We start from the raw sequence: 16,348 nt of genomic DNA, 5'->3' as shown, positions 1-16,348 counted from the left end.
CTCAATAACGCAGCAGGCAAAACCAGTAAGCAACTAAGAGCCTAGAGCTCACTTCGTAGGCTTAGTCACCTGTGCGCGCAAGTATCAGTGAGCCAGAGTTAACTACTCAATTAGAGCTCAAACATAAGTAAGCGTTTCAGTTCTTCAAAAAAAATCTTTATTGTTGACAAGAGGGTGTTCATATAAGTCATTATAATAATTAAATAAATAGTGATATGGTGGGTAATTTTAACAAGTATAAATGATCACATGGTTAGTGAGATTGGTATAAATTGATATAATAAAAAGGCCCTCTTACATCAATTAAGAGAGCCTTTATTTAAGCTAATTTTTAACTCCTCATATTACAAAGTGAATTAATTACTTAGCTCAAGCACCGTTGTGCCTTCAGGTTTACCTTCCTCATTATAATAGGTGACTGCTCCCATATATATAGATTCTGCTGGCAAACCATTAGTGTATATAGTGGTATAATTAAATCGACCTTGGATAGCTCTTGGGCTAGATATAATTCTAGTAGTACTTTCAGCTATATCTGCAATCCAACCAATCATAGTGTAATCTGTTTCTGATGCATCTCCAGTAGAGTAACCATGTATCATTGTTATGTAAACATCACCAACATCAACATTAGCAGCAGGCTCAGGGGTTGTTAAAATTACATTTTCATTTGAACCACCATTTAAAGAACTCCCCACTTGAGTACAGCTCCAGCCAATACATCTATAAACATACAAATCTAAATCTGAGTTATCCTCAGAAACTAAAGAATCGCCAAGACTAAAGCGAGCAACCTTAGTACCTGCAGGAATATGAAACATGTGGTAATTGGTTCCAGCACCCAAAAATTCAAATTCTTGAGCAGGATCTGCTTCTACACTACCATTCACACCAAATGGAGCAACTAAACCAGCATAATCTATACTTGTATTTCCTGAATACAACATTTTAACAGGAAACCTGAAACGTCCTCGGTTCAATGTACCTGAAATAAGCTCGGGAACTTCAATTTTAACCGTTGGTACCCCTTTAATTGCCAGTGGAAGTCGTACTGAATGTCCTGCACTATCTGCCCATGTAATTGCACCAAATTTCCATACATTAATTTCACTAGTTTCAGTTTTAGAAAAAGTCACCGCAAAACTTGCTGCCTCATTTGCACCAACTTCTAATGTATTACCTGCTGTTTCATTTCCAGCAGCGTCAAAAGTTTGTACGCTTACCTCAAACCCTTCTGGTGCTTCTATCGTAGCAGTATATTCAGAAGCAAAGCTAGTCGCATTGGTTACGGTTCTAAAAATTGTTTCAGGCTCAAGTAACTCAGCAATCGCAATTGACGGAAGGTTTAATTGACTCGCATCAGTACTAAACCCTGCAGCTGTTAAATTGGCACATGTTGTATCATACCCCTCAACAAAAGCATCTTTGTCTTGACCACACAAGAAGGCTAGATAATCTGCTGTATTCGTGTCAAATAATAAGCCAGGATCTAACGCCGCAACTGGGTCAGCATGACCTGAGCCAAAATCATAGGGATCTGCTTGTGTTATACCATCTTCTTTTGTCAAATTTTGACGAGCGGTAGTCATTAAAGCTGATTTGATTTGTGCTGGACTCCAAGTACCATTTGACTCTTTAAACAATGCAGCCATACCAGCGATATGAGGGCTAGACATTGATGTTCCTTGCAGGTATTTAAATGTTTCACCAGGAGCTGAAAACATAGGCGCTGAAGTAGTAGCAGCCAATATTTTTACACCAGGTGCTGTTATATCAGGCTTAATAATATCATAAGTATTTAAGTTAGGACCACGCGAAGAAAAACTTGCCATGGTGTTTCCAACTTCAGTAGCTTGCTCTGATACCGCAGTAGCAGTGAATGTTACTGAAGTGCTTTCAGCAATAACACTTGTTACCAAGGCTTGCCCATCTTGAAATGAAATCATTGCCGCAGGAATAACAACACTAGGATCATCTCCTCCCATAGCAAACGGTGAAGTTGCATTATAAGTATAAATAACCACACCGAGCGCGCCCGCATTTTGAGCATTAATGACTTTTTCAGTAAATGCGCATGTACCTCGTGCAATTAATGCTATTTTTCCAGCCAAATCCCCCGCATTAGTTAAAGGATCTTCATTACATGCTTCTATTGGCTCAGCTATTACCAGTTCCCCCGATAACCCCTGAGCTTCAGGCCCAAATTCAGCAGGAACAGACATTAATGAAGTGCCATTGAGTGACCCTGACGTAACATTCAGTGCTTTACCAACAATTATTGATGTACCATTATATGTTGAGGCTGCAACACTTGTTACCCATGGCGCTGGTGTGCCAACTGTTTCGACATCAGGCCCTTCATTGCCCGCAGAAACTGATACAAAGACACCCGCAGCGGCTGCATTTAACATAGCCGTTGTTGAAGGAATAGTTAAATCTGTTCTGCTACCACCAATAGAATAATTGATCACATCTACACCATCAGTAACAGCGGCATCAATCGCTGCCATGGTGTCACCGTAAAAGCAACCGCGTTCTTTATTTCCTTCAGGGCTTACATAGTCACTATTCCAGCAAGCCTTATAAGCAGCAATACGTGCTCGTGGCGCCATACCAGATACAGTTCCAGCGGAAATGCCAGAAAGTACAGCGTCGATATTCTCATTACCACCAGCTGTACTTGCAGTATGGCTTCCATGTCCGTCAGCATCACGTGGTGAATCAAACTCACCTAATACATATTGAATATCATATTGACTTTTAAAACTAGCATCAAAATAACGCGCGCCAATTAATTTATTATTACAATAAAATTCCGTATCAGTGCCTATATCACATGAACCTTGCCAGCCTAAACCAATAGGGTCAGAGTAAGAACCATCATCAGAAAAGCTTGGATTCTCTGGCCAAATACCCGTGTCAATTACACCAATAATGACATCTTCTCCTTTAATATTTAGAGAATGTTGTCCCCCAGGGCCTGTTAAACCTAAAAATTCTGGCGTGTTAGAAGTATTTATCACTTCTAATTGATCTTTCCAAACACCGATAACGTCTGGGTGAGATTCTAATTCACTTTTTTGTTTGTCACTTAATTTAGCAGTAAAGCCATTAAAGGTATGTGTAAAAGAGTAAATAATATCTACCGCCCCTATACTTCCAGCAACTTCTTTCTGTTTTTTCTCTAGTGCTTCTGTATAAGCTATCATTGCTGGTGTATACGCATTATATCTATTGCCTACATTCGCAACCAATTGATTAGTAGGCATAAGCTCGCCTATATCTTGCGCTTGTGCAATTGCTACTTTGCCCTTTAATTGAACAATGTAGTTACTGGTATGATGCTTTGTATTATTCAGCCTCGTTGTATCAACTTTGAATTTACTTATATCAGCCGTTACTTCATTTGCTATAACCGTGGTAGCTGTACCTGCGGTTATAACTAATGCAATCAAGCCCCCCAGTCCCAGTGTAGATCTCTTAAATTCCATCTTTATCTCCTGTTTATTATTATTTTCTCATTAAACCTTGATATTCATTTTTTCTTTCATTAATACGCACAATGAATATTGCACCCTTTAGCATTAAGCAATAATAGTGCCTTGTTATAATTATGTTAACAACAGCTAGGTATTACCTATTTATATGCTTCTAAAGCAAGTTGAAAAGAACCAACGTAAATTATATGTAAATTAATTTTACAAAAAGTTTACGTTGGTTATTTTTTACAAACAAAAAAACAACAACAAAAGAAATATAATACAATAATAAACACGAAAAATAGAATAAACAAACAAAAAACCAATAAAGGCACTCTGAAACGAAATATAGTACAGATAAAGAAACAATTTAGACATGTAAAATAATCTGACACTCTATTTTTTAGATTCTAAGTCAGTAAATAAAACTTGTTAAGTATATTACAAAAAAACAAGATAAGAGGAGGAACGGGTATTACAAAAAGAAGTACAAGCATAGATAATTAATAGACAAGAAAAAACTAAGCTTAAACAGGAGTAATTTTAATGAACAACTTAAATTTCTTTAATAAAGACTTTAGATTTACGTTGAAAATTGTACAGTTTTTGTTTGCCTTCAGGTAATTTTTCCGTTGGTTGCTCAATAAAACCTTGCTCTTGAAACCAGTGCCCACTAACAGTGGTTAAGACAAATATTGCAGATAAATCTAACAACTTTGCCTCTTCTTCTAACGCAGTAATAAGTCGACCACCTCGATTACCTTTACGGTAATCTGGGTGAATTGCAACACACGCCACTTCGCCCATTTTAGCGTCAGGGTATGGATAAAGTGCAGCACAAGCAATAATCATGTCTTCTTTTTTGAGCACAATAAATTGGTTTATTTCAACTTCCAATAATTCACGAGAGCGTTTAACCAAAATGCCTTCTGCTTCAAGTGGTGCCAACAGCTCCAGTATACCAGCCACATCATCTATGGTTGCTGTAGACAGTTCTTCTTTGTGGTCTTTAGCAATGAGTGTTCCAGCACCATCACGGCTGAAAAGCTCTTGCAATAGAGCAGTATCACTTTGATAGCTAACACAATGACAGCGTTCAACACCATTTTCGCCACTTTGAATAATTGCGCGTAGTAATAGTTGACGAACATGGTCATCTTTATCATCAAGCAAGGTTTTAACACGACGTACACTACAGCTTTTAATAAGCTGCCCTGTTTCATCAAGTAGGCCATCGTCATTCGTTAGCGTAATTAATTTATCGGCATTTAAGGCGATAGCTGTTTGCGCAGCAACATCTTCTAATGCTAGGTTGAATACTTCGCCTGTAGGTGAATACCCAATAGGTGATAGCAGCACAATAGAACCATAATTTAGCTGCATATTTATGCCTTCTGAGTCTATTCTGCGTACAGTGCCCGTATATTTATAATCAATACCATCACGTACGCCCATAGGTTTAGCAATAACAAAATTCCCCGTACTCACTCTAATACGAGAGCCATGCATGGGAGAGTTTGCTAAACCTGTGGTTAATAAGGCTTCAATGTGTAAACGTAGTGATCCAGTCGCGTCTTTAACAGCACTTAACGTATCGGCATCAGTAACGCGAATATTGTTTTCAATAATTCGTTCAATATTACGCTGCGCCATGCGTTCTTCTATTTGTGGCCTTGCTCCATGCACCACAACCAGCTTCACGCCTAAGCTACGTAGTAACGAAATATCATGAATAATATTTGAAAAATTTGGGTGTGAAACGGCTTCACCACCAAACATTAATACGACGGTTTTTCCCCGATGCGCATTAATATAAGGCGCAGCATTTCTAAACCATTTTACGTAATTTTGATCACTATTATTCATGTTTTCCATACTTTACAATTACCATTAAGTTCTAATATTTGGTTTGATCGAATCCTAAATGGCTGGCTATTTATTTGCCTTGTCCAACAATATATTCCATTGCAACTTCATCTGCAGGGTCTTTATGTGGGCTTGGCTCACTGTCTTCAATTATATTTTCAGCTAGTGAGTCTTTATCAATAAGATTAAAGCCTAATTTGGTGAAATATGCAGGAATATAAGTTAATACAATAATTTGTTTTAACTCCATTTGGTAAGCAAATTCAAGAAGGTACTGAATTAATGCCTCACCTTGTCCTTGGTTTTTAGCTGCTTCTTCAACAACAACAGAACGAATTTCAGCAAGACCCGTTTGGTAAATGTAAAGTGATGCACAACCAACAACCTCACCTTCAAGCTCTGCAACTACAAAATTTTGTATATCGTGAATAATATTATCAAGTGATCTTGGTAATATTTCACCTTTGTCAGCTTGAATATTAACTAACTGATGTATTTTATTTACATCTGACATACGTGCTCTACGCACTGACATAGCAGCAGCCCGTTGTGCATTCAAGCGCTGTTTTACTTGTTTAAGAGCAATTTCTGTTTGTTGAATACCGGGAGCACCAGCCACTTGTTCATTCAATATTTCTTCATTACCCGATTGAATATTTGCCATGGCTTTTTCTACTTGTGAACGAGACGTACCACCAAGTACTTCACGTTTATCAAGTGTGGATTCAATGGATAAATGCTGATAAACGTCTGCTTCTATTTGTGTGCTAAATGTTTGTAATTGCGCAATGGTTAAATCTTCTAACGGACAACCCTCTGCAATGGCCGCCAAAACAACTTCACCAACAATGTGATGAGCTTCACGAAACGGAATGTTTTTGCTCACTAAATAGTCTGCAAGTTCCGTTGCATTAGCATAACCTTGTTGTGCAGCCGCTAATGTACGGCTTCTATTTACTTTTAAACCATCAGCAACTAATACCGCCATTTCCATGCATTCTTGCCATGTATCAAGGGCGTCAAATAGCCCTTCTTTGTCTTCTTGCATATCTTTATTATAGGCAAGCGCTAACGCTTTCATGGTAGTTAACATGCCTGTTAATGAACCAAATACTCGCCCTGCCTTGCCGCGAATTAATTCACAAGCATCGGGGTTTTTCTTTTGTGGCATCAAAGAAGAGCCAGAGCTAACTAAATCGCTCATTTCAACAAAGCCAGCTTCGCCTGAATTATAAAAAACCAAGTCTTCGGCAAAACGCGATAAATGCATCATTGAAACACTTGCACTTGCGAGCAGTTCAATCACATGATCTCGGTCTGAAACTGCATCTAAGCTATTCATGGTTGCTGTTCTAAAACCTAAACGATTGGCTAAGGCATTACGGTCAATTGGGTAAGCCGTTCCTGCCAATGCACCCGAGCCTAACGGCGAGACATCTAAACGATACAAAGCATCTTTTAAACGACCAATATCACGGTTGAACATTTCTACATAGGCTAAACACCAATGACCAAACGTTACGGGCTGTGCACGTTGTAAATGAGTATAACCTGGCAACACTGTGTCTTTTTCACGTTCAGCTAAATTCATCATTGCTTGTTGTAAATTAACTAATGCAAATAATAAATCACCACCTGTTTCTTTACACCATAGCTTTAAATCAGTGGCCACTTGATCATTTCGACTACGACCTGTATGGAGTTTTTTGCCTAAGTCCCCTGTTTTTGCTATTAGCTGAATTTCTACCCAGCTGTGAATATCTTCGGCATCAGACAGCAAGATTTGTTTTGGGTTTTCTTCTACTGACACTTTTAATTCATTCAATGCTGCCGTTAAGCGTGTTAATTCATCGTCATTTAATACGCCAACTTCATGAATTGCCTGCGCCCAAGCAATTGAACCCACAATATCTTGCACTGCCATGCGATAATCAACAGGTAGCGAGTCATTAAATTTCTTAAATTGTACACTCGCTTTTTCTTTAAAACGTCCACCCCATAAGGCCATAACTTTATCTCCTAACCTTTTTGGTTGTCTTTTTGGGCACTTTTCTGGCTTAGTGCAGTAATACGGCTAGACAAGCTGAATAAACGAATAAATCCTTCAGCATGTTTTTGGTCGTAAACATCATCAGCACCAAAGGTTGCAAATTCTTCTGAGTATAAACTGTTAGGTGAACGACGTTGTGTTACTTGTGCCATACCTTTATATAACTTAACAACCACATCACCCGTTAATTGCTCAGCAAAAGATGCAGCGCCAGCTAGTTGTGCTTTAGCTAACGGCGTAAACCAACGACCATCATAAATAACATGTGAAAACTCTAAACCAATTGATTCACGGTACTTTAATGACTCTTTATCAAGAATTAAGGTTTCTAAGCCTTTGTATGCCGCCATTAAGATTGTGCCACCTGGCGTTTCATAACAACCACGAGACTTCATACCCACTAAACGGTTTTCTACGATATCTATACGACCTACACCGTGTGCTGCGCCTTTGGCATTTAAGTACATTAATGCGTCAAGTGCTGGCGTACCATTCGCTTTAAAGTCTTTACCGTCAACAGAAACTAATTCACCTTTAACAAAGCTTAGTTGAACACGTTCAGCTTCATCTGGTGCATCCATAGGATCTACAGTCATAGTCCAAACTTCTTTAGACGGCTCACACCATGGGTCTTCTAACTCACCGCCTTCGTGCGAAATATGCCATGCGTTTGCATCACGGCTATAAATTTTAGTTAATGATGCTGAACATGGAATATTACGCTCTGCTAAGTAATCTAATAAATCTTCACGAGAAACCATGTCCCACTCGCGCCATGGCGCAATAACAGTTAGCTCTGGTGCTAATGCAGCAAAACAAGATTCAAAACGTACTTGGTCGTTACCTTTACCCGTACAACCATGACATACAGCATCAGCACCTACTTTTAAAGCCACTTCAACGTGCGCTTTAGCAATAACAGGACGCGCCATTGACGTACCAAGTAAATATTGGCCCTCATATACAGCACCTGTTTTAAGAATGGGGTAAATATAATCTTTTACGTATTCTTCTTTAAGATCCACAACGTGGCATTCTGAAGCACCTGAAGCAATGGCTTTTTCTTGAATACCAACGAGTTCATCTTCTCCTTGACCAACATCAGCACAAAAAGCAACCACTTCACAACCTTCATAGTTCTCTTTCAACCATGGAATGATCGCTGATGTGTCTAATCCACCAGAATACGCTAATACGACTTTTTTAATCTTTTTCTTTTGAATACTCATGATTTTTTCTCTAAATTTGTTAAATTATTTCAGTTATTTCAATTCTGTTTTTGATAAGGTTTATTATCAGTTTGTTCATTAGCTGGTTAATAGGGTTACTAATACGGCATTCTGTGCCCACATTCTGTTTTCAGCTTGCTGAAATACCACTGACATTTCACTATCAAAAAGTGCTGTTGTAATTTCTTCTTCCAAATGTGCAGGTTGACAGTGCATAACAATACTCGCCTCTGTATTATTCATCAACGTATGGTTAACCTGATAAGGTAAAAAATGTGCGATAACTTTTGACTTTTTATTAGCGTCTTCATCACCCATAGAAATCCATGTATCAGTATAGATGACATCTTGCGCGCCAATACTATTAATGTCACTCGTTATATTAAGTTTTGCGCCCGATTCATTCGCCAGTATTTTTGCTTTTTCAATAATTGTTGATTTTGCTTCATAACCTATCGGGGTTACCAAGGTAAAGTCAACACCCAACGTGGCGGCCATGATCATTAAAGAATGAGAAACATTATTGCCATCGCCAACATAGGCAAGTTTAACCTGAGTTACGTCGCCGAATCTTTCGGTTAAAGTAACAAAATCAGCCAAAGCCTGACAGGGATGATAAACGTCACATAAGGCATTAATAACAGGTACGCTAGCATGTTCAGCTAAGCCTTGAATTGAGTCGTGACTAAAAACACGAGCAACAATAGCATCGGCAAAGCAAGATAAGTTTTTAGCGTAATCACTAACACGCTCGCGCTCACCTAACTTGCCGTTTTGTTGACCTAAGTAAAGGGCGTGCCCACCCAATTTATTGATGCCCATATCAAAGCTAACATGTGTTCTTAGTGAGGGTTTTTCAAAAATCATGGCAACTGATTTACCTGCTAACGCTTGATTATAATCACGGGGATTATTTTTAATCTTAATAGCAAGTTCAATTAGGGCTAATAATTGTGCTTTATTTAGCTCATCATCAGCTAAAAAATGGGAAAGTTGTAGTGCTTTAGTTTGTTGTAACATAAATTTCTCTATTCAATTAATCTAAAGTATTTTCTAATAAGACAAAACTAATGAGACTAAGCTAAAAGGTAACGCCACTGATACTTAATTAGGTAAAATCTGCGTACCCATGCCCTGTCCATTCAACAGGCTCGGAATTTGCTCAGGCGATTGCCAACTTGCAACCGCGATACTTCGTCGTAATTGATTTGCAGCGTGTAATGCCGCATTAACTTTTGCTGTCATACCGCCAGCAATAACACCCGTTTCAATCAATGCTGCAGCTTGCTCACTATTAAGCGACGTTAAATATTCACCATCACTACCTTTAACGCCATTAACATCAGTTAATAATAAAAGTTCAGCATTAAGTAGCTGACAAATAACTACGGCTGCATCATCAGCATTAACATTAACAAGGTCACCATTTTGTAAAGCGCCAATAGATGAAACCACAGGTAAAAAATTATTTTGAAGTAAAGCGTCTAACAATTGACTAGATTTGGGACTAGGAACCCCCACCTCTCCTAGGTCTAATTCTGACTTAGTGCAAGCAATCATATCACCATCGGTTAACGATAAGCCCACAGCAGACAAATTCATACTGTTTGCCAACGCCACAATAGATTTATTTACTGTGCCCGCCAATGCACCACTAATAAGACCAATTTGCGCCTTAGGTGTTACTCGTAAACCGTGCTTTTTAACCGTAGTAAAACCAGCCTGTGCTAACATTTCGTCAACAACACAACCACCACCATGTACTAAAACAACTTTGGCATCCACTTTAAGGTTTGCGATCACAACTAATAATGACTGTAGTGCAGCCTCTTTTTCTAAGATAGCACCGCCAATTTTGATTACTAAGGGTTTGGGATTACTCATTTTTCTTCTCTATTTTTATTTAGCAACTCAATACTAACAACAAAAGATTTTAGTTATTTAGCTATTAAAGCATATTCGCTAGGTAAACCAAGGGTAATATTAAAACACTGTATTGCTTGCGATGATGCACCTTTGAGTAAATTATCAATAGCACAGCTCACAACCACCACTTGTTTTTCTTCATCGACTTGCCAATGAACATCAGCAAAAGGAGTATGTGCTACATTACCAATTTGCGGCCAAGATTTCACTAGCCGAACAAGCGGTTTATCGTGATAAGCTTGCTCAAAAGCAGAATTAACTTGTGTTGCCGTAACACCTGCTTTTAGTTGCATAGTAACCGTCGCTAGCAAACCTCTTTTATAAGGAGCTAAGTGAGGATTAAAAATGACCTGAGCGCCAGCTTCTTGAGAAATTTCGGGTTGGTGCCTGTGCTGTAAAATATTATAAGGCTTTAAGCTCACCTCATTAAAGTTAGTTGCAAGAGAAGCACTTCTACCCGCACCACTGACACCACTAATACCGTTTACAACAATCAGTGAATTTTCCACATGCAGCTTATTGCTAGTAATAGGTTTTAATGACAGTAAACTTGCTGTTGGGTAACAGCCTGGTACAGCAATTAAATCAGTATTGGCTATATCATCATGTTGCCACTCAGCTAAGCCATATTTTGCTTGCGCCAAAGCATCGACATTCGCATGCTCAAAGCCATAATAGGTAGGGTAATCTGTTGGTTTTTTCAATCTAAAACCACCAGACAAATCAAATACTTTCACCCCATAATCAACAAATAATTGTGCCCAATCGGCACTAAATTCATGCGGTGTAGCAAAGAAAACAGCATCTAATTTTTCTGCAGTATTGACAACATTGTCTTCAAACCATTGCTGAGAAAAAGATTGCAGGGGTACATCACATATCCCCTGCCAGCGACCATGTAATTCGCTAAAAGGTTTTCCACAGGAAGTAGAGTTTTCCGACACAACAAGATGTTGTATTGAAACTTTGTCATGTTGATTTAGTAAACCAACTAACTCCGCGCCGGCATAACCACTGGCACCGATAACAGCAACTTTTTTTATTTCTGACACAATTAAAACCTTATTATTCAAATAATTAAAACGATATAACCAATCTCTTATAACTAAAGCGTCCAAGAGATAATAAAATAAATATCTATCGTCGTCGTATTCCTTGAACAATTAGCATTACACTGTGCCTTATGAAAAGAGTAGCCTTATAAAAACAGGTTATTTACACTATAAAAACAATTTACCAGTTAATGGGTAGTTATGCAACTAATAAGCATAACTATTTAAGCTTTTTTCTCATGATTTTTTATGGATATTATTTATGCCACAACTGCCAGATTTCACTCAGTCCTTGACACAGTTAATTGCCTGCCCATCAGTTAGTTCCACTCAACCTAGTTGGGATCAAGGAAACCTAACAGTGATTCAATTACTAGCCACATGGTTCGAACAATTAGGTTTTTCTATTGACATTCAAAAGGTGCCAAATGTGCATAAAGGAGGTGATAATAAGTATAACTTATTGGCTAAATTAGGCAGCGGTGAGGGTGGATTATTATTGGCTGGTCACAGTGATACGGTTCCTTTTGACGAACGTCGCTGGGAAAGTAACCCTATGGATGTTATCAATAAAAATGATAAATTTTTTGGTTTAGGCACCTGTGATATGAAAGGTTTTTTTGCTTTTATTTTACAAGCATGTAAAGGCTTGGACGTTAAAAAATTAAAAAAGCCATTGTATATATTAGCCACTGCAGATGAAGAAACAACAATGGCTGGAGCACGTTTTTTTGCACAAAGCCAAGCGATCAAACCCGATGTAGCAATTATCGGAGAACCAACAAACTTAGTACCTGTTATGATGCATAAAGGACATATGTCGCATCGTATTAGTGTACAAGGTCAGTCTGGGCATTCAAGTAAACCAAGCCGTGGTGTGAATGCTATTGAGATCATGTATGAAGTGATTGGTGAGCTAATTAGTTTACAAGAAAAGTTTAACCTAAATTACAATAATGAAAGATTCGATGTGCCTGCTCCTACGCTTAATATGGGCGCAATTAATGGTGGTGATAATGCCAACCGTATTTGTGGTTATTGTGAACTCGACATAGATCTGCGTTCCTTACCTGGTATGAGCGATGATGAACTACTGAACTGGTTAAGCGAAACATTAAAACCATTAGCTGAAAAGTACCCAGCTAGAATCAGCTTTGAAGAATTACACCCTAGTTCTCCAAGCTTTGAGCAATCAAAAATACCGGGTGAAGAAAGTTGCTTAGTCAGTATTGCTGAAGAAATTAGTGGTCACAGCTGTTGTGCAGTAAATTATGCTACCGAAGCCCCTTTTATTCAGCAACTTGGTTGTCAAACCATTGTGCTAGGGCCTGGCTCAATCGAGCAAGCACATCAACCCAATGAATTTTTAGCTCACAGCGAAATTGAAAAAACAGACAAATTACTGATAACGATGATTCAACGTTACTGTTTTTAAGTAAAATTAAAACAGCATTTAATGCGTTTTTTGAAAAATACTTGAGACTAAGTCAACTTCTCGACATAAACCGTTAAAATCTGGCACAGTTATATAGGCTCCTGTCTCTTGTATTAGACCAGCTGCCTTTAATTTATTCAGTAAACGCGACAGGGTTTCGGGTGTTATACCCAGTTGCGTTGCTAGAACTTTTTTAGTGCTAGGTAGCGCAAGTCGATTTCCTTGTTGATTTTGTTTACGGTATATTTCAGCAAAATACATAACTAAGCGTTGATTAGCATTCACTTGTGTAAGCATATCTAACGAGTTCATTAATTGCCCCACCCTATTACTCATGAAACCAATAACCTTCATTGCTAACTCACTATCAGATCTAAATAACTCAGTTAAACTTTTATAGCTATAACAAGTCAACAACGTGGCTTGGTCTACATGCGCATTCATAGGGTATACTCTTGGCTGCATGAAAACCGCCATTTCTGCAATAACACCACCACTTAAAAAAACTTTAAAGACCTTGTGCTCACCATTGGGCATTAACCGATACAGCGTCACTTTGCCTTTATTTACTAAATAAATATTATCTGCAGAATCTCCCTTTTCAAAGAGGCAATCGCCCGTAGACAGTGCCAATTTTTGACTCTGCGTATCAAGAAAATTTTTCTGTTTTTTATCTAAAAGTTGTAACAAATCTGATTGAGCAGCTGGCATTTACTTTTCCTTAATGAAAGTCATTGTAAACAACCTTGATATTTATCAAGTGCTGATATGCTACAACCATATTAATATAAATACAAATCATTCTCACTTAATAAAATAATGACTAAAAATACTTTCTATTTTTCACTTTTAAGTTTCATGTTAAGCGTTAATACCGCGTTTGCAGATACAAAAAAAATAACATTGGCAGGCCCTGCTGCTGTGGTTAGCTACCCGTTAATGGTAATGGCTGAACAACAAATGTTGTCATCTTCCTCAATCGTATTTTCTTTTGTTCGTTGGAAAAATCCTGACCAACTACGCGCCATGGTGATAGGTAACCAAGTTGATTTTTCGGCTATGCCATCAAACCTAGCAGCTATTTTTTACAATAAAGGTCATCAATTAACGCTATTGAATATTTCCGTTTGGAATATCATGGATATTATTAGTCGAAACAAAAAAGTAGTTTCACTTGTTGATTTAATCGGTAAAGAAATTGTCATCCCATTTAAAAATGATATGCCCAGTATTATTTTTGAACACCTACTGAATGCACAGTTAACAACTAAAGCTAATCAGGTAAAAATAAGGTATAGCCATAACTTAGCAGATGCTGCACAGTTACTTTTATCTGGGCAAGTTGAGCACGCATTATTGGTTGAACCTCTTAGCTCTGTTGCATTGTATCAAAATAGCAAAAAAGGAGACTTTAAATTAACACGCACCATCAATATTAGCCAGCAGTGGCAACAAACATTCCCTAACACACCCAAATTGCCACAAGCAGGTATTATTGCCAACACGTCGGTAAATACTGACAAAGTATTCATGTCAAAAGTCAATAGCGCCTATAAAAAAGCGGCTCTTTGGTGTAATACAAATGTGATCTTATGTGCTGATATTGTCAAAAAATACCTACCAAAAATGCCAAAATCTGCATTAATTACCGCCATAACAAAAACCAAGTTAGAACCTATTGACAGCAATATTGCTAAAACAGATCTACAAAATTTTTATCAATTACTTGCAGAACGTGATGCCAAACGGATTGGCGGTAAACAACCTGACGATAATTTTTATTTCTCCTTATGATTTTATATTTCATGCTAACCAATAAGCTCAGCATATGATGAACACACATAAAAAAAACATTATCTATTTGTGTAGCGTAATTAGTCTTTTGGGACTATGGCAACTGCTTGCTAACTACTTAAATGCAATGATCCTTGCGTCACCCCTACAAACGTTAATGCAACTGTCAACATTAATACTAACGGCAGAGTTTTGGCAGCAATTATTGATAACTATTATACGTTTGTTATACGCACTTAGCCTTGCTTGCTCTATTGGTTTCACTTTAGGTTTAATTGCAGGAAGACATGCTTGGTTAAAGTTTTATTTGGCTCCATTTCGTTGGCTACTGATGAGTATTCCACCCGTTATTGTGGTGTTACTTGCTATGTTGTGGTTTGGCATGGGTAACACCATGGTGATTTTTATCGCTGTACTTTTACTAACACCCACTATTTACATCAATACACAAAAAGCGGTTGAGCAAATTGATAACCATTGGTTTGAACTAGCAAAAGTATACCAATTTTCTTGGTTTCAGCGATTAGTAAAAATTTATATACCAGCCATTGCAGGTCCGTTATCTGCCACCTTAATTATTGTTTGCTGCAATGGCGTTCGCATTGTTGTACTCGCCGAAGTGTTAGGTACTCATCAAGGTATTGGCTACGAGCTAGCTAATGCTAGCAGTAATTTTGCCACTGCCGAACTATATGCTTGGGTTACGGTGAGCTTATGTATTGTTGCCTTTATGGAACTAGTACTTTTAAAGCCTATTCAGCATTATTTATTACGTTGGAGAGAATTTATCTAATGAAAATAAATACTCCTATAAACCAATCAAATAAACTGGTCTGCATGAATAACATTGGGCTAACCCTTGCTGAACAGATTATTTTTGAGAACTTGTCATTCCAACTTAATCGAGGCGATAAAGTCGCTTTACTTGGAGACAGCGGTGTTGGTAAATCAACCTTATTAAAATTAATTGCAGGCATTCACCAGCCCTCAAAAGGCACACTAACAAACCAAGCATCAAGAATAGGTTATGTTTTCCAAGAACCACGATTACTGCCATGGTTGACGGTTGCCCAAAACATTACTGAAGTAATGAAACCTCTTAAAATCAACAAAGAAAAAAGGGAACACAAACTCACTGCATTATTGACGCAAGTGGACCTACTTCAATATAAAAATTATTACCCTTATCAATTATCTGGCGGTATGGCACAACGCGTTTCATTAGCCAGAGCTTTTGCTATTGAACCTGATTTATTACTACTTGATGAACCATTTAGTGCCTTAGACCGAAACTTAACACAACAACTTAGCCAATTGTTGAGCTGTTTTCTGAAACCTGAAATAACAATGCTTTATGTGAGTCACTATATAGACCAAGTATTGCCGTTGGTGCCATCCCGCTTGTTTTTCCAAAAAAACAAGCATGGCTGCACCAAACTCACTGTGGACAAAAATACAAACATTGCCGAAAGGGAGAACTTTCTTGATAAATTTTATTCCACTAAAAAATAAGGTAG

The 16,348-nt window shown here is 38.0% G+C and carries 12 protein-coding genes; 4 read left to right on the top strand and 8 right to left on the bottom strand.

Features of this window, described 5'->3' with window-relative positions; all coding sequences use genetic code 11:
* Window positions 1-356: 356 nt before the first annotated feature.
* The 7 genes from ACE1OF_RS13915 to argC all read right to left on the bottom strand — a co-directional run bounded on the left by ACE1OF_RS13915 (window position 357) and on the right by argC (window position 11,593).
* Window positions 357-3,491 carry a S8 family serine peptidase gene (locus tag ACE1OF_RS13915; RefSeq protein ID WP_448895247.1) on the bottom strand — a complete coding sequence of 1,045 codons (3,135 nt, stop codon included), beginning with the start codon at window positions 3,489-3,491 and terminating at the stop codon, window positions 357-359.
* A gap of 543 nt (window positions 3,492-4,034) precedes the next feature.
* On the bottom strand, window positions 4,035-5,345 hold the full coding sequence (gene argA, locus ACE1OF_RS13910; protein WP_448895246.1) for an amino-acid N-acetyltransferase: 1,311 nt from the start codon (window positions 5,343-5,345) through the stop codon (window positions 4,035-4,037).
* Between the two features lie 70 nt (window positions 5,346-5,415).
* Window positions 5,416-7,353, bottom strand: a complete 1,938-nt coding sequence (gene argH / locus ACE1OF_RS13905) for an argininosuccinate lyase (protein WP_448895245.1) — start codon at window positions 7,351-7,353, stop codon at window positions 5,416-5,418.
* Between the two features lie 11 nt (window positions 7,354-7,364).
* Window positions 7,365-8,624 carry an argininosuccinate synthase gene (locus ACE1OF_RS13900; protein WP_448895244.1) on the bottom strand — a complete coding sequence of 420 codons (1,260 nt, stop codon included), beginning with the start codon at window positions 8,622-8,624 and terminating at the stop codon, window positions 7,365-7,367.
* Window positions 8,625-8,702: 78 nt separating this feature from the next.
* Complete coding sequence (locus ACE1OF_RS13895; protein WP_448895243.1) at window positions 8,703-9,644, bottom strand: ornithine carbamoyltransferase; 942 nt, start codon at window positions 9,642-9,644, stop codon at window positions 8,703-8,705.
* A gap of 84 nt (window positions 9,645-9,728) precedes the next feature.
* Window positions 9,729-10,508 (bottom strand): acetylglutamate kinase, encoded by a 780-nt coding sequence (argB, locus tag ACE1OF_RS13890; RefSeq protein WP_448895242.1) that lies wholly within the window; start codon window positions 10,506-10,508, stop codon window positions 9,729-9,731.
* A gap of 53 nt (window positions 10,509-10,561) precedes the next feature.
* Window positions 10,562-11,593, bottom strand: a complete 1,032-nt coding sequence (gene argC, locus ACE1OF_RS13885; protein ID WP_448895273.1) for an N-acetyl-gamma-glutamyl-phosphate reductase — start codon at window positions 11,591-11,593, stop codon at window positions 10,562-10,564.
* Window positions 11,594-11,864: 271 nt separating this feature from the next.
* On the opposite strand from argC, the gene argE reads away from it, so the two are divergent.
* On the top strand, window positions 11,865-13,037 hold the full coding sequence (gene argE / locus ACE1OF_RS13880; protein WP_448895241.1) for an acetylornithine deacetylase: 1,173 nt from the start codon (window positions 11,865-11,867) through the stop codon (window positions 13,035-13,037).
* Between the two features lie 18 nt (window positions 13,038-13,055).
* Here argE and ACE1OF_RS13875 read toward each other — a convergent pair whose 3' ends face one another.
* Window positions 13,056-13,748 carry a Crp/Fnr family transcriptional regulator gene (locus ACE1OF_RS13875; RefSeq protein ID WP_448895240.1) on the bottom strand — a complete coding sequence of 231 codons (693 nt, stop codon included), beginning with the start codon at window positions 13,746-13,748 and terminating at the stop codon, window positions 13,056-13,058.
* Between the two features lie 108 nt (window positions 13,749-13,856).
* Here ACE1OF_RS13875 and ACE1OF_RS13870 point away from each other — a divergent pair, with 108 nt between their 5' ends.
* Genes ACE1OF_RS13870 through ACE1OF_RS13860 form a run of 3 tightly spaced genes read left to right on the top strand, consistent with a single transcriptional unit; the run spans window position 13,857 to window position 16,343 of the window.
* A complete protein-coding gene (locus ACE1OF_RS13870; RefSeq protein ID WP_448895239.1) occupies window positions 13,857-14,831 on the top strand; it encodes an ABC transporter substrate-binding protein in 975 nt (324 codons plus the stop codon).
* 34 nt (window positions 14,832-14,865) lie between these two features.
* Window positions 14,866-15,624: an ABC transporter permease gene (locus ACE1OF_RS13865; RefSeq protein ID WP_448895238.1), complete on the top strand. Its 759-nt coding sequence runs from the start codon at window positions 14,866-14,868 to the stop codon at window positions 15,622-15,624.
* On the top strand, window positions 15,624-16,343 hold the full coding sequence (locus tag ACE1OF_RS13860; RefSeq protein WP_448895237.1) for an ABC transporter ATP-binding protein: 720 nt from the start codon (window positions 15,624-15,626) through the stop codon (window positions 16,341-16,343). Before ACE1OF_RS13865 ends, ACE1OF_RS13860 begins: the two co-directional genes overlap by 1 nt.
* The last annotated feature ends 5 nt before the right edge of the window (window positions 16,344-16,348 follow it).

This window comes from Colwellia sp. E150_009 (genome assembly GCF_053543955.1).
This window is presented reverse-complemented; position numbering and strand designations above follow the sequence as displayed.

What these genes read in the sequence shown, in the direction of transcription:
- ACE1OF_RS13915 (WP_448895247.1), bottom strand. Translation starts at nt 3,491, where the DNA reads ATGGAATTTAAGAGATCTACACTGGGACTGGGGGGCTTGATTGCATTA.
- argA (WP_448895246.1), bottom strand. Translation starts at nt 5,345, where the DNA reads ATGAATAATAGTGATCAAAATTACGTAAAATGGTTTAGAAATGCTGCG.
- argH (WP_448895245.1), bottom strand. Translation starts at nt 7,353, where the DNA reads ATGGCCTTATGGGGTGGACGTTTTAAAGAAAAAGCGAGTGTACAATTT.
- ACE1OF_RS13900 (WP_448895244.1), bottom strand. Translation starts at nt 8,624, where the DNA reads ATGAGTATTCAAAAGAAAAAGATTAAAAAAGTCGTATTAGCGTATTCT.
- ACE1OF_RS13895 (WP_448895243.1), bottom strand. Translation starts at nt 9,644, where the DNA reads ATGTTACAACAAACTAAAGCACTACAACTTTCCCATTTTTTAGCTGAT.
- argB (WP_448895242.1), bottom strand. Translation starts at nt 10,508, where the DNA reads ATGAGTAATCCCAAACCCTTAGTAATCAAAATTGGCGGTGCTATCTTA.
- argE (WP_448895241.1), top strand. Translation starts at nt 11,865, where the DNA reads ATGCCACAACTGCCAGATTTCACTCAGTCCTTGACACAGTTAATTGCC.
- ACE1OF_RS13875 (WP_448895240.1), bottom strand. Translation starts at nt 13,748, where the DNA reads ATGCCAGCTGCTCAATCAGATTTGTTACAACTTTTAGATAAAAAACAG.
- ACE1OF_RS13870 (WP_448895239.1), top strand. Translation starts at nt 13,857, where the DNA reads ATGACTAAAAATACTTTCTATTTTTCACTTTTAAGTTTCATGTTAAGC.
- ACE1OF_RS13865 (WP_448895238.1), top strand. Translation starts at nt 14,866, where the DNA reads ATGATGAACACACATAAAAAAAACATTATCTATTTGTGTAGCGTAATT.
- ACE1OF_RS13860 (WP_448895237.1), top strand. Translation starts at nt 15,624, where the DNA reads ATGAAAATAAATACTCCTATAAACCAATCAAATAAACTGGTCTGCATG.